This window comes from Micromonospora sp. NPDC047793, assembly GCF_040642635.1.
In the GTDB taxonomy this organism is placed as follows: domain Bacteria; phylum Actinomycetota; class Actinomycetes; order Mycobacteriales; family Micromonosporaceae; genus Micromonospora.
The window spans coordinates 1-16,963 of record NZ_JBEYSG010000016.1 but is presented as its reverse complement, the minus strand read 5'-3'; the positions used below and the strand labels follow the sequence as shown (position 1 = coordinate 16,963).

Genomic DNA, 16,963 nt, shown 5'->3' with positions numbered 1-16,963 from the left:
GGTTGGACGAGGTGGACCGGCGGATCCTGGACGAACTGACCCGGGACGGGCGGATCTCCGTCCGGACGCTCGCCGAGCGGGTGCACGTGTCCCGCACCAACGCGTACGCGCGCATGGAGCGACTGCTGCGCGACGGGGTGGTCACCGGGTTCGCCGCCCGGGTCGCGCCGGAGCCGGCCGGGTTGGGCACCTCGGCGTACATCGCCCTGACCATCCAGCAGAACACCTGGCGGGAGGTGTCGGCGGAGCTGGCCCGGGTGCGCTACGTCGAGCACGTGGCGCTGCTCAGCGGCGAACACGACGTACTCGCCCTGGTCCGGGCACCGGACAACGCCACCCTGCGGGACGTGGTACTGGACCGGGTCCAGCGCATCTCCGGGGTGCTGTCCACCCGGAGCTGGCTGGTCTTCGAGGAGTACGACGGCGTCCGCAGCCCGTGGGCCTGACCGCCGCTCAGCGTTCCGGCGGCGCGGCCAGCCCCTCCCGGTCGGCCAGCTCCAGCAGCGGGTCCAGCGAGAACCGTGGCCCGTCCAGACCGGCGTGCGGGTCGCCCCGCTCCGCGAACCGGGCGGGCATGGTGGTCACGTCGAAGTCCTCCGGCCGTACGTCGTCCAGCTCGGCCCAGTCCAGCGGGGCGGAGACCAGCGCCGCAGGCGTCGGCCGGATCGAGTACGCCGAGGTCATCGTGTGGTCCCGGGCCATCTGGTTGTAGTCGACGAAGACCGGTCGGTCCCGCTGGTCCCGCCACCAGGTGGTGGTGACCAGGTCCGGCCGGCGCCGCCGCATCTCGCCGCCGAGCGCCAGCACCGCCCGGCGGCAGTCGCCGAAGCTCCACCGGGGCTCGATCGGGACGTACACGTGCAGGCCGCGCCCGCCGGTGGTCTTCGGAAACCCGGCCAGGCCCAGCTCGTCGAGGAAGCCACGCACCTCGTGCGCCACCGGGACGACCTGGTCGAACCCCACCCCGGGCAGCGGGTCCAGGTCGATCCGGAGCTGGTCCGGCCGCTCGACGTCGGCCCGGTTCACCGGCCACGGGTGGAACCGCAGTGTGCCCAGGTTGACCGCCCAGATCACCACCGCCAGTTCCCCCGGCGCGACCTCGTCGGCGCTGCGCCCGCTGGGGAACGTGATGTGGGCGGTGCCCACCCAGTCGGGCGCGCCCGCCGGCACGCGCTTCTGATAGAAGGCGTCGCCCCGGTTGTCCTGCCGGGTGGCGATCGTCGCCCCCTCGAACACGCCGCGCGGCCAGCGTTCGAGCATGGTCGGCCGGTCCTTGAGCGCGCGCAGGATGCCGTCGCCGACGGCGAGGAAGTAGCGCACCACGTCGAGCTTGGTCAGCCCGCGCTCCGGGAAGTACGGCTTGTCCGGGCTGGAGACGCGCACCGTCCGCCGCCCCACCTGGATCTCCTCGGCCGAGGTCGCCATCTGCCGAGCGTACGACGCGTACGGCCGGCGCGGTGGCGACCTCGCGGGGCCGGTCGGGGCGGGTCCGACCCGGTGTGCGCGGGGCCGGAGAGCCCACCCGCTAGGATCGGCGGGGGCCGTGACTGGCGCGTCGAGATGGAGCACCATCGGGAAGCGGCCCCGTCATGAGGACGCACGCCGAGCGCCTGGGCCTTCCGCACGTCACCAGGAGGTCGCATGCCGCCGAACGCCGAATCCGCCGCTTTCCGCAGCGCGCTGGAGGTCATCCGCGCCGTCGAGCCCCGGGTGGCCGACGCCATCGGGGCGGAACTGGTCGACCAGCGCGAGTCGCTCAAGCTGATCGCCAGCGAGAACTACGCCTCGCCGGCCACCCTGCTGGCGATGGGCAACTGGTTCAGCGACAAGTACGCCGAGGGCACGGTGGGGCGCCGGTTCTACGCCGGCTGCCAGAACGTCGACACGGTCGAGGCGCTCGCCGCCGAGCACGCCCGGGAGCTGTTCGGCGCGTCGCACGCGTACGTGCAGCCACACTCGGGCATCGACGCCAACCTGGTGGCGTTCTGGGCGATCCTGGCCGACCGGGTGGAGTCCCCCGCGCTCAAGCGGGCGCAGGCCCGCCACGTCAACGACCTCACCGAGCAGGACTGGTTCGCGCTCCGCCGGGAGCTGGGCGACCAGCGGATGCTCGGCATGTCGCTGGACGCCGGCGGCCACCTCACCCACGGCTTCCGGCCGAACATCTCCGGCAAGATGTTCGACCAGCGCAGCTACGGCACCGACCCGGCCACCGGGCTGGTCGACTACGACAGGGTCGCCGAGGCGGCCCGCGAGTTCCGGCCGCTGGTGCTGGTCGCCGGCTACTCGGCGTACCCGCGCAAGGTGAACTTCCGGATCATGCGGGAGATCGCCGACTCGGTCGGCGCCACCTTCATGGTGGACATGGCCCACTTCGCCGGTCTGGTCGCCGGCAAGGTCTTCACCGGCGACTTCGACCCGGTGCCGCACGCGCACATCGTCACCACCACCACGCACAAGTCACTGCGCGGCCCGCGCGGCGGCATGGTGCTCTGCGGCCCGGAGCTGGCCGACCAGGTGGACCGGGGCTGCCCGATGGTGCTCGGCGGGCCGCTGCCGCACGTGATGGCGGCCAAGGCGGTCGCGCTGGCCGAGGCGCGCCGCCCCGACTTCGCCGACTACGCCCAGCGGATCGTCGACAACGCCCAGGCGCTGGCCGACGGGCTGCTGCGTCGGGGCGCCACGCTGGTCACCGGCGGCACCGACAACCACCTGGTGCTCATCGACGTCACCGGCTACGGGCTGACCGGCCGGCAGGCCGAGCAGGCGCTGCTGGACTCGGGCATCGTGACCAACCGCAACGCGGTGCCGCAGGACGCCAACGGCGCCTGGTACACCTCCGGCATCCGGATCGGCACGCCCGCGTTGACCACGCGCGGGCTGGGTACGGCCGAGATGGACGGCACCGCCGAGCTGATCCACACGGTGCTCAGCCAGACCAGCGCCGGGGCGAACCCGGACGGCACCGCCTCCAAGGCCAAGTACGTGCTGGACCCGGCGCTGGCGGACAAGGTCAGCCGGCAGGCCGGCGAGTTGCTGGCCGGATTCCCGCTGTACCCGAACGTCGACCTGGGCTGACGACGCAGGCGCGTCGGGCCGGTGCACCGGCCCGACGCGCACCGGGACGATCAGGAGTAGTCGAACGTCCAGAGGAACCACTGGGCGCTCTGCGGGGCGTAGCTCTGCTCGCAGTACCACCAGTCCCATCGTCCCTCGGCGGCGCCGGTGAAGCCGTACGAGCGGCAGAAGTCGTAGCTGTAGTACACCCCGCGCAGCGTGCCGCCGGGCGGATCAGCCTGAGCCGGTGCCGCACCGACCACCAGAGCCGCGCCCACCGTGGCGAGCGCCGCCAGCGGCGCCAGGATCCTGCGTTTGCGCATGGTTACCCCCTGCAACAGACCGGCCGACGCGCATGCATCGACATCTGTCGACAAGCGTGACGACGCCCGGGACGCGCCGTCAACGCGTTCCCGGGCGGTGGTCGACCGACGGTGGAGTGGGCTCAGTTCAGTGGACGCTTGAGGTGGTATCGGTGCACCTCGGTGCTGCCCTGGACGTTGTTGACGTCCTCGGCGGCGGTGACCAGTTCCCAGCCTTCCCGGCCGTACCGGTTGAGGTGCGCCACGGCGGTGTCGCCGTACGCGGTGACGTCCTTACGCGATCCGTCCGGGCCGTACCAGACGAACGACACATGGAAATTGCGGCCCTGTCCCTGGTAACGGCGGACCAGCAGGGCGTACTCCCAGGCAACCATGCCGCCCATTATGACCGTCCACGCAGGAGCACGATACGGCGAAGGTCACCGTTCGCTTTCCGACGAACGCGGTGTGTCGCTGCCGAGAAGGACCCGGGCAAGGGCCCCGACACGCCGGGCGCGACCGGCGCGTGCCCACCGTCGATCCCGGCCGGGGCGTATGGTCGGGCGGTGGCGAGTTGGGATGACGTGCGTCGGATCGCGTTGAGCCTGCCGGAGACCGGTGAGCGCCCCTCCTACGACGGTCTGCCCGCCTGGACCGTACGGGACAAGTCGTTCGTGTGGGAGCGCCCGCTGCGCCGAGCCGACCTCGACGCGCTCGGACCGTCCGCGCCGACCGGCCCGATCCTCGGCGTACGGGTCGCCGACCTCGGCGTCAAGGAGGCACTGCTCGCGGACGACCCGGCCGTCTACCTGACGACGCCGCACCTCGACGGCTACCCGGCGGTGCTGGTGCGGCTGGACCGGATCGACGGGGCCGAACTGACCGAGATCATCACGGAGGCGTGGTTCGCCCGCGCGCCGAAGCGCCTCGCCGCCGCCCACCGCGCCACGACGGCACCGCCCGACGCCTGACTCCGCCCCCGCCGGCCCCCGCCCGCCCCGCCCGTCCCCGCCCGCCCGCCCCCGCCGATCATGGAGTTGTGGTAGGCGAAATGCCACGATTAGCGGCTTAAGTCAAGGCCACAACTCCATGATCGGCGAGGTCGCAGACCGACATCACCGGTGGTGAGTCTGGAGTGTGCCGGTCGGCGGCCTGGCGCTATCGCTTCTCGCAGGCGACGCCGTCCTTGTCACGGTCGAGTTTCGTGTTCGCCTTGTAGATCGCCGTCGAAACCTTGAAGTTCGTGACCGGCTTCGTCCTGCCGCGAACCTTGTCCCGTGCGCCCTTCTTGCCGACGCCATGCCGGTACTTCTTGTTCAGGGCGGTGCAGTTCTTGAACTTCGTTGGGGCAGCCTGCGCGGGTGACACCACGGCCACGGCACCCCCGGCCAGTGCCAAGGTGACGACGAGTGCCATCCGGACCAGTCTGGAAACCAATCCGTCCTCCATATCGGATAGTGGGTGGAGAAGGCACGCTACCGTCACATGAATCGGCACAGCGCCCTCCATCCGACTCGTCCGGCAGGGGCTTACGGCGGCACTTCGATCACCGTCCAGGCAGCACCTTCGACACAACGCCACCCAAGGTCTGACAGCTCGGATGACACCGAGCTGGTCACCGGCACAGATCTCCCACCGGCAGCCGGAGAAGCGCCCGCCTACCGAAGATCACGCTCGATCCCGGATCGAGTGGTATCCGAACGCGACGATGACCACTCGATCCCGGATCGAGCGTGATCTTGCGGTGGAGGCGGGAGCATGGGCCTGCTGAGGGCCCGGATGGGGCCCAGGTGAAGCGGGTGGGCCCGGGCTACCGTCGCATCACCCAGACCGGGATCGGGTCGGTCAGCGTGTCGACCAACTCCCAGCCGGCACGCCGGTAGATATCCACGTTGACCGGGTTGCCGGTCTCCAGCACGGCGGGGAGCCCCGCATCGGCGGCCCGCCGCAGCCCGGCACTCATCGCGGCACGCCCCAACCGGCGGCCCGCATAGGCCGGGTGGGTGCCGAGGATGCCCAGGTACCAGTGCGGATGGTGGGGCAGGACGGCACGCAGCGCTTGGTCGTAGGCGTGCACCCGGCGCAGCACGTCGTCGGGCAGGGCCGGGCGGCGGCCGTCGTCGAGGACGGCCGTGCCGGCCACCGGCGGCTCCCAGATGGCGGTCGCGGCACCCTGCTCGACCGTCCAGACGGTGCCCTTGACGACCTGCTTGTCGAAGAGGTGTCCGAAGAGGACGGAGGCCGACCGAGGGTAGGTCTCGTCGTCGGGGAAGAAGAAGCGCACCACGGGATCCGTGCGGAACGCGGCCACCAGGGCGTCGACCACCGGCGTCCGGTCCGCCGGGCTCGCGACGCTCACCTCGGGAGGATGCACGAGGTCGGACTCTAGCCGCCCGGGACCCGCCGCGCTGACCGGTCGACGGCGTGGCCCGGGGTACCGGGTCACGCCGTCGACCGGTGTCCGGCGGCGGAGCGGGACGCGTTCCACCGGGTGGGCCGACTCAGTCGGCGGGCAGCCAGTCCTGCCAGACGTCCGGGTTGGCGTCGAGCCACTTCTTGGCCGCCTCGTCGTGGGACAACTCGTCGACCGTGAGGTAGCGGGCCACCTCGTTCTGGTGGGCGTTGGTCCACTGGAAGTTCTTGACCAGGTCGGCGGCCGGGTTGCCGGACTCGGCGAACTCCCGGTTGGCGATCTTGTCGAGGTCGTAGGGCTGGTAGTCGCAGGCCACCTTCTCCGGGTCCACGTCACAGCCCGGCGTGTAGGGCGGCAGCTTGACGTGCACCAGGTCGACCTCGGCGAGGAACCACTGCGGCGCGTAGAAGTAGCCGATCGCCGGCCGACGGTCGCGCTCCGCCTCCCGGAACGCCTCGATGAGCTTGTCCTCGCTGCCCACGGTGGTGACCGTGTAGTTAAGCTTCAGGTTGCGGATCAACGCCCGGTCGTTGGTCTCGTACGACGGGTCGCCGTTGAGCAGGACACCCCGACCGCCGGAGGTGGGCGTCCGGAACAGGTAGGCGTAGTCGTTGAGGTTCCGCCAATTGGTGATGTTCGGGTGCTGCTCGACCAGCCACGGCGTCACGTACCAGCCGACGACGCCCTGGTTGCCGGTCATGCCGTGCTCGACGGCCTTGCGTTCCTCGTCGATGTACTTCTTCTTCAGGCCCTCGCGGCCCCAGTTCTCCAGGATGACGTCGGTGCTGCCGGCGGCGACCTCCTCCCAGGCCTCCTCCGCCGTGAGGTCCTTGACCACCACCGTGCAGTTGAGCCGGTTCTTGGCCAGGTAGCCGATCACCGCGAGGTTCGCCTCGTACCCGATCCACGGCAGGTTGGCCAGCGTCAGCGTGCCGCACTCGGTCCGCTCCGGCGGCCCCGGCGGCGCGATCCGGGGCTGGATGTCGGCCGCGCAGCCGGTCAGTGCCAGTGCGGCCACGCAGGCGAGGGCCACCGCCCTGGTCCACCCTGATCTCTGCATCGCTGCCTCTTCTCCTCTTCGTCGTTGCGCCCGGCCGAGGTGCCGGAGGGGCTGCGGTGCCGCCGGGGTGCCGTGCCGCAGGGGTGCTGCCGTCCGCTGGTCAGCGACCGACGCCGGCCCGCGCGAGGCGTTGCGCCAGCACCACCTCGGTGAGCGCGACGAGCACCTGCTTGACCGACTCCCGCTGACGCGCGTCGCACTCCACCAGCACCACGTCGTCCGCGACGCCGAGCGCCTCCCGCACCTCGGCCAGCGCGAAGCGGCGGGTCGCCTCGAACGTGTTGACGGCCAGCAGGAACGGGATGTGGTGGTCCTCGAAGTAGTCGATGGCCGGGAAGCAGTCCTCGATCCGCCGGGTGTCGATCAGCACGACCGCGCCCAGCGCTCCGTCCACCAGGTCGTCCCAGAGGAAGGCGAACCGGTCCTGTCCGGGCGTGCCGAACAGGTACATCAGCAGGGACTCGTCGAGACTGATCCGGCCGAAGTCCAGGGCCACGGTGGTGGTGGTCTTGCCGGCCACCACCGAGGTGTCGTCGACCCCCACCGAGACCTCGGTCAGGTCGGCCTCGGTGACGAGCGGCTCGATCTCCGACACCGCACCGACGAAGGTGGTCTTGCCGACGCCGAACCCCCCGCTCACCACGATCTTGACCGCGGTGGGTGTGGGCGGCTGGCTAGAGAGCGCGGACACGGTCCCTGATCCTCTCGATCATGGCGACGGAGAGCTCGCCCTGTTCCTCACGGCGCAGGTAGCCCTCGCTGAGCAGGTCTGCCACCAGCACCCGGGTGACGCCGAGCGGCACCCGCAGCGCCACCGCCAGGTCGGCTACGGTGATCGGCCGCTGGCACAACTCGACGATCCGACGGGCCTCGAAACGCAGCGGCGCGGAGAGTGCCGCCGGTTGGGCGGAGAGCAGCGTCTCCACCCGCAGCCCGTCCTGGACCGGGCGGGTACGTCCGCCGGTGAGCAGGAACGGGCGTACCGCCTCCGCGTCGGACGACTCCGGAGCGGGCAGCGGCGGCTCGGGAGCCGGGCCGACCGGTGCCGGTGCCGCGCTCCAGTACGGGATCATCCGCGGGTCGGGCAACCGCGGTCCGGCACCGCTCACCGGGGCAGCACTCGTCTCGACTCGGAGATCAACGCCGGTGTCAGCATGGTGCCGAACCGGTCGGCCAGCAGCGAGATCTCGTAGCCGACCAGGCCCAGGTCGCAGTCGCCGTCGGCGAGCACCCCCAGGCAGCTGCCGTCGCTGATCGCCGACACCAGCAGGAAGCCGCGCCTCATCTCGATCATGATGAGTTTGAGGCCGTCGAAGTCGTACTTGCGGGAGGCGGTCCGGGCCAGACTGGCCATGCTGGACACGATCGCGGCGAGCTGGTCGCCGGCACCCCGGTTGAGTCCGGTGGAGACGGCGATGAGCAACCCGTCGGACGAGACGGCGACCGCGTCGCGCACCCCGTCCGTCTGCCGGACGAAGTTCGCCAGCAGCCAGTTCAACTGGTGTGGATCGCTCTGGATGTCAACCTTCACGGGCCCCCCAAGGCTCGGTCGTGGTGTCGTCGCTGGACCGGGTCGGTGGTGTCGGCCGGTCGCCCTGGCTGCGGAGCGTCCCGGCCCGCAGCGCGGTCAACCGGTTCCGGATCTCCATCGGCGAGTCGTCCATGGCGGCCGGACGCGGTGCGGACGCGACCGGGTCGGCGGCCGGTGCGGGCGCCGTGACGCGCCGCTCACGGGGCAGGCGTTTGCGCAGCCCGTTGGTGGTGCGCTCCTCCACCGGGCCGACGGCGGACACCTCACCGGCGATGGTGGGCGGCCGACCGGCGACGGGCCGGTCGTGCCCGCGCGGCACGGCGGGGGCGACGTGGGAGGTGGACGGCGGCGCGTCGATGGCGGTCCGCGGGTTGACCCCGGCGATACCGACGGCCGGCGTCGGACGCGCGACGGGCACCGACGGCAGGACCGGCGGCGCGGCCGGTTCGGCGGCGGACCGGGAGGTGCTGGAGGTGACCGTGATGGCCGCCTGCGTGGTGCCGACCCCGTCCGCCCCGTCGTCCGGGGCGATCGCGTTCCGGTTGGTCAACACGGTGGCCGGCAGCATCACCCGGGCGGTCACCCCGGTCACCGGGGAGGGCGCGAGCTGGACGTCGATGCCCAGGTCGCGGGCGAGTTGACCGACCACGTGGTGGCCGAGGTAGCGGGTCGGGGCCGAGACGTAGTCGACCTCACCGCGCAGGCGGGCGTTGGCCTCGGCCATGTCCTCGGGCGTCATGCCGATGCCCTGGTCGGTGATGGCCACGAGGTAGCCCTGCCCGCTGCGCCGGCCCTGGATCTCCACGTCGGAGTCCGGCGGCGAGAAGGTCAGCCCGTTCTCGACCAGCTCGGCGAGCATGTGGGCGACCGCGCTGACGTTGGCGCCGACCACCCAGGCGTCGTCGATGCGGCGGATCTGCACCCGCCGGTACTCCTCGACCTCGGAGATGGCGGCCCGGATCACGTCGGCGATCGCGAGTGGGCGGGTCCACTGGCGGGGACCGCCGGCCCCCACCAGGACCAGCAGGCTCTCCGCGTTCCGGCGCATGCGGGTGGCGAGGTGGTCCAGTTCGAAGAGGTTGGCCAGCCCGGCCGGGTCGGTCTCCTCCCGTTCGAGCTTGGTGATGAAGCTGAGCTGACGGCGGAGCAGGTTCTGGTTGCGTCGGCCCAGGTTGGCCAGCGACTCGGTGGTGCTGCGACGCAGCACCGCCTGCTCGGTGGCGAGGCGGAAGGCCACCGCCTGGACCTGGTCGAGGGCACCGGCCACCGAGCGGACCTCGGTGCTGGAGCGGGCCGGCACCTGGACCGGGTCCGGTGCCCGGGGTTCGCTCTCCTCGGTGCCGTCCTGGAGCTGCCGCACGGCGACGGGCAGCCGGTTGGCCGCGAGGTCACGCGCCTCGGCGGCCAGCTTCGCCAACGGCCTGGTGATCGACCGGGAGGCGAGCACCAGCAGACCCACCGCACCGGCGAGGAAGAACGTCACCAACGCGCCGAGCACGAAGAGACGCTGGGTCGACTCGCCCTGCCGTTCCGCGGCCCGCGCCTCGATCTCCGCGCCGACGTACTCCTGCATGTGGCGCATGCCGTCCAGCACGGTGGTCAGGGCCGACCACCACGCCTGCGGGTTGACCTGCACCCGACGGCCGTCGGCGGAGTCGAGCGCGACCTGCTCGAAGAAGCCGGCCACCCGGGCGGCGCCGGTGTCCAGCACCCAGTCGTTGGCGGCCCGCTGGCTCGGGGTGGCCCGCTCCTCGAAGTCGGCCAGCGCCGTGTCGCGGGCCGCGCGCATCTCGGCGAACTGGAGGAACTCGCCGTCGGCGAAACCACCGGCGGAGAAGACCCCGTTGAGGAACGCGCGCTGCTGGGCGGTGCTCTCCTTGATCCGGCTCAACGCGGTCAGGGTCGCCACGTGCCGTTGCAGTTGCGGGTCCTCGGCCTGGTCCAGGTCGTAGTCGAGGCGGTTCAGGGCGGCGATGCGTTCGGTGAAGAAGTCGAAGGTCGCGGCCCGGCCGGCGCTGCCGCTGTCGGTGGCGGACCGCACCACGTCGAGTCCGTCGAGTTCCCGCAGTGCGGCGCCGACCCGGTCGGCCACCGGTCCGTCGGAGATCGCCTCCTCGACCGCCCGGCGACGCTCGTCCACCCGCTCGCGGGCCGGGGCGACCTCGTTGCGGAAGCCCTCGTTGCCACCGAGCAGCGCGGCGCTGATGCCACGCTCGACCTGCAACTCCTGGGTCAGGTCCTGCACCTGGAGGGCGAGCGAGACCGACTCGCTGGCCTTGCGGACGGCCTGGTACGACGACACCTCGACGACCGTCACGTAGCCGAGCAGGAGCAGCACGGCCGCCACCGGCAGGGCGATGATGGCGGCGAGCCGACTGCGGATGCTGCCGCCTGTCACCACAGACTCCTCGGCGCCCGCGCCGGCCTGTGGTCGCACGCCGGCAGGGCGCATCGGTCGGGAACCTGTGTGGACACGCGGTCTCCAATCACCGACAAGGCCACGCAGGCCGGTGTGAGGCATCAGGGGGATTGATCACAGCAATATCCCGGCATACCCGGCCGCCCACAACCCTCCGGCGGATTCGTCACGGCCGGAGAGCTTGGGTTCTGCCCTTTCGGGCAGCGTCGGCGGACCAAACGACCGACCCCGGTTTCGGGCATTGTGAAGTGTGCGGAGACCGAACGAGTCCCGGATCGTCGGCATCGGAGGAACCACCCTCGCCGACCCGGCCGGGTACGCCGTAATCCGTTACGTCACCACTGCCGGAGCCGGTGAAGCGCTCCCACGGCGGTGGCACGCGAACGTCGACGAGCCGATGTGGACGGTCGCCGGCGTGAGGTGGTCGTCGGCGGGATCTCTCGCCAGGCGGGCCTCACTCGCCGGCCGGGACCGCTCCCACCGCCGGACCGATGGGCGGCGAGGTCGACTCCCCGCCCGCGCCCTCGGCACGGCCACCGCGAACCCGCTCCGGTCGCCACTCGCCGACGGGACGTCCGAACGGGTCGGCGGGTACGGGCCGACTCGACTCGGCCGGGAGGTACAGCGGGCCCGTCATGTGAATCGCCACCGTCCTGTGTCGACGCGAGGACAACGTGTCTCGCCAGTGCTGCGGGAACCGTACGGCAGCCGGAACGCGCATTGCCAGATGCAAATGGCTCAAGGAGAAAGGGCGACTGGCGGGATTGTCGACGCCCCCTTCAGCGGGCAGGATCAGGTCCGTGTGCCCACTCCCGGTACACACCAGGTGACCGAACGTACGATCCGGGGTGTCCGCTCAGGCCGGGACCGGAGTCTGTGCGTACACCTGGAACCGCAACGAGCGGGCGTCGGTGAAGCACTCCCGCATCGGCCGGACCAGGTCACGGTGCTCGGGGCTGCGCTCCCACGCCTCGAAGTCGGCCAGACTGACCCACTCGCTGGTGATCAGCCACTGCTCCGGATCGGTCGCCGAGCGGCACACCTGGTCGACCAGATGCCCCGGCACCCCGTCGGCGACCAGATGGCGCACCGCCTCGTACGCCCGCAGGAAGTCCTCGGTGCGGTCGGCGGGGACCCGGACCAGGAACACCACCCGGCCTCGCGGCGGGCCCGTCCCGTCCCCGCGCTCTCCTGACGTCATCACTACTCCGTTCCGCTCGGTGGCGCGCCGCGCAGCACCAGCGCGCTGTTGAATCCGTCGAACCCTCGGGCGCAGACCAGCGCCAACCGGCTGCGCGGACGCCGGGCCGCCCGCAGGAAGCCCAGGTCACAGCCGGGAGCCACGGTGTCCGGGCCGGCCGACGCGGGCAGCGTGTCGTGCGCGAAGGCGAGCAGCGCGGTGGCCACGTCCAGCGCCGAACCGCCCTGGTGCGCCCGCCCCGTCAGCGACTTGTGGGTGGTCACCGGCGGGGCGAGTCCGCCGAAGACCGACCGCAGCGCCTCGGCCTCGGCCCGGTCGTAGCGGGGCACCCCGAGCGCGTCGGGGATCACCACGTCCACCTCGGCCGGTTCCACCCCGGCCCGCCCCAGGGCCAGCCGCATGGCACGGGCGTACTGCCCCGGGTCCCCGGCGGACTCGGCGGTGGTGTGCGCGGCGTCGTGGGTCGCGCCCCACCCGGTCACCTCGCCGTAGATCCGGGCACCCCGGGCCACCGCGTGACCCCACTCCTCCACCACGAAGACCGCCCCGCCCTCGGCCGGCAGATAGCCGCTGGCTCCGGCGTCGAACGGCCGGTAGGCCCGCTCCGGGTCGGTCTCGCCGCTGAGCAGGCCGGACCGGAGCTGACAGGCCAGCGCGTACGGGCTCAGCGGGCACTCGGTCGCCCCGGCGAGCACCACGGAGGCACCCCGTCGTACGGTGCGGACCGCGTGGGCGAGGCTGTCCAGGCCACCGGCCGACTCGGCCACCAGCACGCCGCACGGACCCTTGGCCTGGTGCCGGATGGAGAGCTGCCCGACGCTGGCCGCATAGAACCAGGCGATCGACTGGTACGCCCCGACGGTGCGGCTCGGCGACGACCAGAGCCGTTGCAGCTCCCGCTGGCCGAACAGGTTGCCGCCGGAGGAACTGGCCAACGTGACCGCCCACGCGTACGGGTCGGGGGCCTGCTCGGGCAGCCCGGCGTCGGCCAGCGCCAGTCCGGTGGCGGCGAACCCGAGGTGGGTCCACCGGTCGGTCTGCACCAGGGCGCGGTTGTCGGCGTACCGGGACGGGTCGAAGTCGGCCACCTCGCCACCGAGGCGGGTCGGGTAGCCGGCGGCGTCGAAGAGGGTGATCGGCCCGGTGCGGCGCCGACCGGCGAGCACGGTCCGCCAGTGCGCGTCGGCACCCACCCCGCTGGGCGCGACCACACCGATGCCGGTCACCACCGCGCGGGCCACCGTGCCGTCGCCGTACGGTCGGCCGGTCGTCGTGCCGCCGTACGCGGGGGCGGTCACCGGGCCACCTCCCGACCGAGCCGACGGAACAGCATGGCCGACTGGAACCCGCCGAAGCCGCTGCCCACCGAGAGCGCCACGTCCACCGGCACCTCCCGTGCCTCGTTGGGCACGTAGTCCAGGTCGCACTCCGGGTCGCGGGTGGTCCAGTTGGCGGTCGGCGGCACCACCCCGAACTCGATGGCCAGCGCGCACGCCGCCATCTCGATCGAGCCGATCGCGCCCAGCGAGTGCCCGACCATCGACTTGATCGAGCTGATCGGCACCCGGTACGCGGCCGGTCCGAGCGCCCGCTTGAACGCGGCGGTCTCGTGCCGGTCGTTCTGCCGCGTGCCCGAGCCGTGCGCGCTGATGTAGGAGACGTCCTCCGGCGCGAGCCGCGCCTGCCGCAGCGCGTCGGTGATGGCCAGGCCCATCTCCACACCGTCCGGACGCAGCCCGGTCATGTGGTAGCCGTTGCTGCGGCTGGCGTAGCCGGCCACCTCGCAGTAGACGTGCGCGCCGCGCCGCTGGGCGTGCGTGGCCTCCTCCAGCACCAGCACCGCCGCCCCCTCGGCGAGCACGAAGCCGTGCCGGTCGGCGTCGAAGGGGCGCGAGGCGTGTGCCGGGTCGTCGTTGTCCGGGCTGGTGGCCTTGATGGCGTCGAAGGAGGCCACGGTGACCGGGGAGATCGGCGAGTCGGCGGCGCCGGCCAGCACGATGTCCGCCTCGCCGTCGGCGATGAGCTGGTGGGCGTACCCGATGGCGTCGATGCCGGAGGTGCAGCCGGTGGAGACGACCTGCGCCGGGCCGTGCAGGCCGTGGTGGCAGGCCACGTCGGCGGCCAGGCTGCTGGGCACCAGGGCCGGATAGAGGTACGGGCCACCGAGCGCCGCGTCGACCAGCCACCGCCGTCCGCTGTCGCTGACCGTGACGTACTCCTGTTCCAGGGCCATGGTGCCGCCGACGGCGGTGCCGAGCACCACGCCGGTCCGGTCCCGCTCGGCGTCGGTGAACTCCAGCCCGCTGTCGACGACCGCCTCGGCGGCGCAGGCGAGCGCGAACTGCACGTACCGGTCGGCGCGCTGCCGTTGCGCCGGGGTCAGCCCGGCGGCGTCCGGGTCGAAGTCGCACTCGGCGGCGATCTGCGAGCGGAACGGCGACGGGTCGAAGAAGCTGATCCGCCGGGTCGCGGTCCGTCCCTCGGTGATGCCCTTCCAGAACCGGTCCCGGGTCACGCCACCGGGAGCGACCACGCCGACCCCGGTCACCACCGTGCGCCGCCCGGTCACGACCCGTTCCGCTCGTCGGCCACCTCGGTGTCGACGTGGCCCAGTTCCGGGCGGGGGGCCAGCGGACCGAGGTGGAACACCACCTCGGCGGGCTCGTCGCCGGTGTTGCGCAGCCGGTGCCGGACGTTGCGGGCCACGAAGAGCGCCTCACCGGCGGTCAGCAGCACCGGCTCGTCGTCCAGGTCGACGGTGATCGTGCCGCGGGCGACGTAGAGGAACTCCTCGCTGTACGGGTGGTAGTGCTCGGCGATCCGCTCCCCCGGGCCCATGGTGGCCACGCCCATGAACCCCGAGGTGCTGCCGACGGTCCGTGGGCCGAGCAGGACGCGCAGCTCACCGCCGCGACGGCGGTCGGCGGGTACGTCCCGGGCGGCCACCAGTGCCAGATCACTCATCGTCGCCTCCGGTTGTCGACGCGGTCGCCACCGTGGCGGCCCGCTCCCGTGCCAGCCGCTCGATCCGGTCCTTGATCACGGCGAGCTGCACCACGCTGTTGGTGTTGATCCGCTCGGTCATCCCGGCGTTGTCCACCGGGGCGGTCGGCTTCATCGCGAAGTCCTGCACCCAGGTCATCCGGACGCCCTCGGGCTCCTCGGTGTAGGTCCAGTGGATCCGCATGTACTCGAAGGGTCCGGTCTCCACCCGCCGCGCCCGCACCTGCCGGGTCGCCGGGTCGGGCGTGCGTTCGCTGATCCAACTCCAGGCCACCCCGTTCTCGTCGGGGTGCATGGTGAGCCGGAACCGTACGGTGTCGCCGTCCAGGCCGAGGATCTCGGCTCTGGCGTACTCGGTGAACAGCTCGGGCCAGCCGGCGACGTCGTTGGTGACCGACCAGACCAGGTCCAGCGGCGCGGCGATGACGATGCTGTTCTCGGTGTGCCCGGGCGGGTCGGCGGCCGGGGCCGGTGGGTCGGTCTGCTGGGCGACCAACTCGGCGACGGCCGGGATGGTGAGCTGGGCGGCCTGCTCCGGGATGCTCACCCGCCACCGGTCGGCGACCACGGCGGAGAGTTCGAGCAGCGCGAGCGAGTCCATCCCCAGTTCCTCCAGGGAGGCCGCCGGGGCACGGGCGGCCGCGTCGGGATCGAGCCCGCAGTTGGTCACCAGGATGTGGGTGATCTCCGCGGTCAGCGAGCGGCCATCGGTGACGGTCATCGGTTCCTCCTCGGATGGGCGGGGGTGGGTCCGGCGGTCATCCGGTCGACCAGGCCGGTGGAGTAGCTCCCCTTGCGGAAGTCGGCGTCGTCGAGGACGCGCCGGACGAAGGGGATGGTGGTCCGCACACCGGGACCGGTGATCTCGAACTCGCGCAGGGCCCGGTCCAGCCGGCTCAGGGCCAGGTCGCGGTCGGGGGCCCAGACGGCCACTTTGGCCAGTAACGAGTCGTAGTGCGGGCCGACCAGGTAACCGGTGTGCCCGTGGGTGTCGACCCGGGTGAACGGACCGCCGGGCGGCACGAAACGCTCCAGCCGGCCGGGGGTCGGGACGAACCCGCGATCCGGGTCCTCCACGTTGACCCGGCACTCGACGGCCACCCCGGTGAACCGCACGTCCTCCTGCCGCCACCGCAGCGGCGTCCCGGCCGCGACGTGGAACTGCTCGTGCACCAGGTCGATTCCGGTGATCATCTCGGTCACCGGGTGCTCCACCTGGATCCGGCAGTTGATCTCCAGGAAGTGGAACCGGCCCTCTCCGTCCACCAGGAACTCCACCGTCCCGGCCCCGGTGAAGCCGACCTCGAGCGCGCCGCGCAGGGCGGTGCGTGCCAGGGCGTCCAGGATCGTCGGGGCCAGCGCCGGTGCGGGTGCCTCCTCGACCAGCTTCTGGTGTCGGCGCTGCACCGAGCAGTCCCGGGTGCCCAGGTGCACTCCGTTGCCGTGGGAGTCGCAGAGCACCTGCACCTCGACGTGCCGGGCGTCGGTCAGGTACCGCTCGACGTACACCCGGTCGTCGCCGAAGGCGACCTGCGCGGCGGCCCGGGTGCGGGCGTACGCGCGGGGCAGGTCGGCCGGGGCGCGGACCACCGTCATCCCCCGCCCACCCCCGCCGGCCGCCGCCTTGACGATCACCGGATAGCCCACCTCGGCGGCGACCGCCGCCGCCTCGCCCACGGTCGGCACCGGTTGCACGGCGCCCGGCGGCAGCGGCAGCCCGGCGCGGCGCATCAGCGCCCGGGCCGAGGACTTGTCCGCCAGCGCGGCCATCACCTGCGGTGACGGGCCGACGAAGGTGAGCCCGTTGTCCGCGCAGATCTCGGCGAAGTCGGCGTCCTCGGAGAGGAAGCCGTAGCCGGGATGCACCGCCTGCGCACCGACCTTGCGGGCCGCCTCCACCACGGCGGCGGCGTTGAGGACCAGCCACTCCACGATGTCGACGAACTCGCCCCGGAGCCGGTCCATGAGTCCCATCGC

20 protein-coding genes and 1 riboswitch are annotated in these 16,963 nt (G+C 72.2%); of the genes, 3 read left to right on the top strand and 17 right to left on the bottom strand.

The window, feature by feature from the left end:
* Nucleotides 1-11: 11 nt before the first annotated feature.
* Nucleotides 12-446, top strand: a complete 435-nt coding sequence (locus ABZ738_RS25310) for an Lrp/AsnC family transcriptional regulator (RefSeq protein ID WP_236145821.1) — start codon at nt 12-14, stop codon at nt 444-446.
* Between the two features lie 7 nt (nt 447-453).
* Here the strand turns inward: ABZ738_RS25310 and ABZ738_RS25305 are convergent, their stop codons facing one another.
* Nucleotides 454-1,425, bottom strand: a complete 972-nt coding sequence (locus ABZ738_RS25305; RefSeq protein ID WP_357217023.1) for a DNA primase small subunit domain-containing protein — start codon at nt 1,423-1,425, stop codon at nt 454-456.
* A gap of 108 nt (nt 1,426-1,533) precedes the next feature.
* A riboswitch (ZMP/ZTP riboswitch) is annotated at nt 1,534-1,623 on the top strand.
* 18 nt (nt 1,624-1,641) lie between these two features.
* On the opposite strand from ABZ738_RS25305, the gene ABZ738_RS25300 reads away from it, so the two are divergent.
* Nucleotides 1,642-3,078, top strand: coding sequence for a glycine hydroxymethyltransferase (locus ABZ738_RS25300; protein ID WP_176094403.1), 1,437 nt, complete (start codon nt 1,642-1,644; stop codon nt 3,076-3,078).
* A 50-nt stretch (nt 3,079-3,128) separates the two neighbouring features.
* On the opposite strand, the gene ABZ738_RS25295 is transcribed toward ABZ738_RS25300, so the two are convergent.
* Nucleotides 3,129-3,380 (bottom strand): hypothetical protein, encoded by a 252-nt coding sequence (locus ABZ738_RS25295; protein ID WP_131054142.1) that lies wholly within the window; start codon nt 3,378-3,380, stop codon nt 3,129-3,131.
* Between the two features lie 122 nt (nt 3,381-3,502).
* Nucleotides 3,503-3,763, bottom strand: coding sequence for a hypothetical protein (locus tag ABZ738_RS25290; RefSeq protein ID WP_131054141.1), 261 nt, complete (start codon nt 3,761-3,763; stop codon nt 3,503-3,505).
* Nucleotides 3,764-3,925: 162 nt separating this feature from the next.
* Between ABZ738_RS25290 and ABZ738_RS25285 the strand changes: the two genes are divergently transcribed.
* Nucleotides 3,926-4,330: an MmcQ/YjbR family DNA-binding protein gene (locus tag ABZ738_RS25285; protein WP_131054140.1), complete on the top strand. Its 405-nt coding sequence runs from the start codon at nt 3,926-3,928 to the stop codon at nt 4,328-4,330.
* 187 nt (nt 4,331-4,517) lie between these two features.
* Here ABZ738_RS25285 and ABZ738_RS25280 read toward each other — a convergent pair whose 3' ends face one another.
* The 14 genes from ABZ738_RS25280 to ABZ738_RS25215 all read right to left on the bottom strand — a co-directional run bounded on the left by ABZ738_RS25280 (nt 4,518) and on the right by ABZ738_RS25215 (nt 16,960).
* Entirely contained in the window at nt 4,518-4,775 is a 258-nt protein-coding gene (locus tag ABZ738_RS25280; protein ID WP_176094404.1) for an excalibur calcium-binding domain-containing protein, read from the bottom strand.
* 394 nt (nt 4,776-5,169) lie between these two features.
* On the bottom strand, nt 5,170-5,733 hold the full coding sequence (locus tag ABZ738_RS25275) for a GNAT family N-acetyltransferase (RefSeq protein ID WP_357217017.1): 564 nt from the start codon (nt 5,731-5,733) through the stop codon (nt 5,170-5,172).
* A gap of 127 nt (nt 5,734-5,860) precedes the next feature.
* Nucleotides 5,861-6,832 (bottom strand): glycine betaine ABC transporter substrate-binding protein, encoded by a 972-nt coding sequence (locus ABZ738_RS25270; protein WP_131054138.1) that lies wholly within the window; start codon nt 6,830-6,832, stop codon nt 5,861-5,863.
* Nucleotides 6,833-6,932: 100 nt separating this feature from the next.
* Nucleotides 6,933-7,523 (bottom strand): ATP/GTP-binding protein, encoded by a 591-nt coding sequence (locus tag ABZ738_RS25265; protein WP_131054137.1) that lies wholly within the window; start codon nt 7,521-7,523, stop codon nt 6,933-6,935.
* Nucleotides 7,507-7,941: a DUF742 domain-containing protein gene (locus ABZ738_RS25260; protein WP_357217012.1), complete on the bottom strand. Its 435-nt coding sequence runs from the start codon at nt 7,939-7,941 to the stop codon at nt 7,507-7,509. The genes ABZ738_RS25265 and ABZ738_RS25260 overlap by 17 nt, the downstream gene beginning before the upstream one ends.
* Nucleotides 7,938-8,363 carry a roadblock/LC7 domain-containing protein gene (locus tag ABZ738_RS25255; RefSeq protein WP_131054135.1) on the bottom strand — a complete coding sequence of 142 codons (426 nt, stop codon included), beginning with the start codon at nt 8,361-8,363 and terminating at the stop codon, nt 7,938-7,940. The genes ABZ738_RS25260 and ABZ738_RS25255 overlap by 4 nt, the downstream gene beginning before the upstream one ends.
* The gene (locus ABZ738_RS25250; protein WP_357217009.1) at nt 8,353-10,761 is read right to left on the bottom strand and encodes a nitrate- and nitrite sensing domain-containing protein; all 2,409 of its coding nucleotides are present in this window, start codon (nt 10,759-10,761) and stop codon (nt 8,353-8,355) included. Before ABZ738_RS25250 ends, ABZ738_RS25255 begins: the two co-directional genes overlap by 11 nt.
* Before the next feature lie 475 nt (nt 10,762-11,236).
* The gene (locus ABZ738_RS25245) at nt 11,237-11,419 is read right to left on the bottom strand and encodes a hypothetical protein (protein WP_357217006.1); all 183 of its coding nucleotides are present in this window, start codon (nt 11,417-11,419) and stop codon (nt 11,237-11,239) included.
* 219 nt (nt 11,420-11,638) lie between these two features.
* Nucleotides 11,639-11,983, bottom strand: a complete 345-nt coding sequence (locus ABZ738_RS25240; protein ID WP_131054096.1) for an antibiotic biosynthesis monooxygenase family protein — start codon at nt 11,981-11,983, stop codon at nt 11,639-11,641.
* A gap of 2 nt (nt 11,984-11,985) precedes the next feature.
* Nucleotides 11,986-13,224, bottom strand: a complete 1,239-nt coding sequence (locus tag ABZ738_RS25235) for a beta-ketoacyl synthase N-terminal-like domain-containing protein (RefSeq protein WP_131054101.1) — start codon at nt 13,222-13,224, stop codon at nt 11,986-11,988.
* A 53-nt stretch (nt 13,225-13,277) separates the two neighbouring features.
* Nucleotides 13,278-14,552: a beta-ketoacyl-[acyl-carrier-protein] synthase family protein gene (locus ABZ738_RS25230; protein WP_131054095.1), complete on the bottom strand. Its 1,275-nt coding sequence runs from the start codon at nt 14,550-14,552 to the stop codon at nt 13,278-13,280.
* A complete protein-coding gene (locus tag ABZ738_RS25225) occupies nt 14,549-14,947 on the bottom strand; it encodes a cupin domain-containing protein (protein ID WP_131054094.1) in 399 nt (132 codons plus the stop codon). The genes ABZ738_RS25230 and ABZ738_RS25225 overlap by 4 nt, the downstream gene beginning before the upstream one ends.
* Complete coding sequence (locus ABZ738_RS25220; protein ID WP_176094408.1) at nt 14,940-15,707, bottom strand: SRPBCC family protein; 768 nt, start codon at nt 15,705-15,707, stop codon at nt 14,940-14,942. The genes ABZ738_RS25225 and ABZ738_RS25220 overlap by 8 nt, the downstream gene beginning before the upstream one ends.
* Entirely contained in the window at nt 15,704-16,960 is a 1,257-nt protein-coding gene (locus ABZ738_RS25215; protein WP_357217246.1) for a biotin carboxylase N-terminal domain-containing protein, read from the bottom strand. The genes ABZ738_RS25220 and ABZ738_RS25215 overlap by 4 nt, the downstream gene beginning before the upstream one ends.
* Nucleotides 16,961-16,963 lie beyond the last annotated feature (3 nt).

Excerpts from the sequence above, each read along its gene's own strand:
- ABZ738_RS25270 (WP_131054138.1), bottom strand. The coding sequence starts at position 6,832 with ATGCAGAGATCAGGGTGGACCAGGGCGGTGGCCCTCGCCTGCGTGGCC.
- ABZ738_RS25240 (WP_131054096.1), bottom strand. The coding sequence starts at position 11,983 with ATGACGTCAGGAGAGCGCGGGGACGGGACGGGCCCGCCGCGAGGCCGG.
- ABZ738_RS25295 (WP_131054142.1), bottom strand. The coding sequence starts at position 3,380 with ATGCGCAAACGCAGGATCCTGGCGCCGCTGGCGGCGCTCGCCACGGTG.
- ABZ738_RS25215 (WP_357217246.1), bottom strand. The coding sequence starts at position 16,960 with ATGGGACTCATGGACCGGCTCCGGGGCGAGTTCGTCGACATCGTGGAG.
- ABZ738_RS25220 (WP_176094408.1), bottom strand. The coding sequence starts at position 15,707 with ATGACCGTCACCGATGGCCGCTCGCTGACCGCGGAGATCACCCACATC.
- ABZ738_RS25290 (WP_131054141.1), bottom strand. The coding sequence starts at position 3,763 with ATGGGCGGCATGGTTGCCTGGGAGTACGCCCTGCTGGTCCGCCGTTAC.
- ABZ738_RS25300 (WP_176094403.1), top strand. The coding sequence starts at position 1,642 with ATGCCGCCGAACGCCGAATCCGCCGCTTTCCGCAGCGCGCTGGAGGTC.
- ABZ738_RS25225 (WP_131054094.1), bottom strand. The coding sequence starts at position 14,947 with ATGAGTGATCTGGCACTGGTGGCCGCCCGGGACGTACCCGCCGACCGC.
- ABZ738_RS25305 (WP_357217023.1), bottom strand. The coding sequence starts at position 1,425 with ATGGCGACCTCGGCCGAGGAGATCCAGGTGGGGCGGCGGACGGTGCGC.
- ABZ738_RS25245 (WP_357217006.1), bottom strand. The coding sequence starts at position 11,419 with ATGACGGGCCCGCTGTACCTCCCGGCCGAGTCGAGTCGGCCCGTACCC.
- ABZ738_RS25280 (WP_176094404.1), bottom strand. The coding sequence starts at position 4,775 with ATGGCACTCGTCGTCACCTTGGCACTGGCCGGGGGTGCCGTGGCCGTG.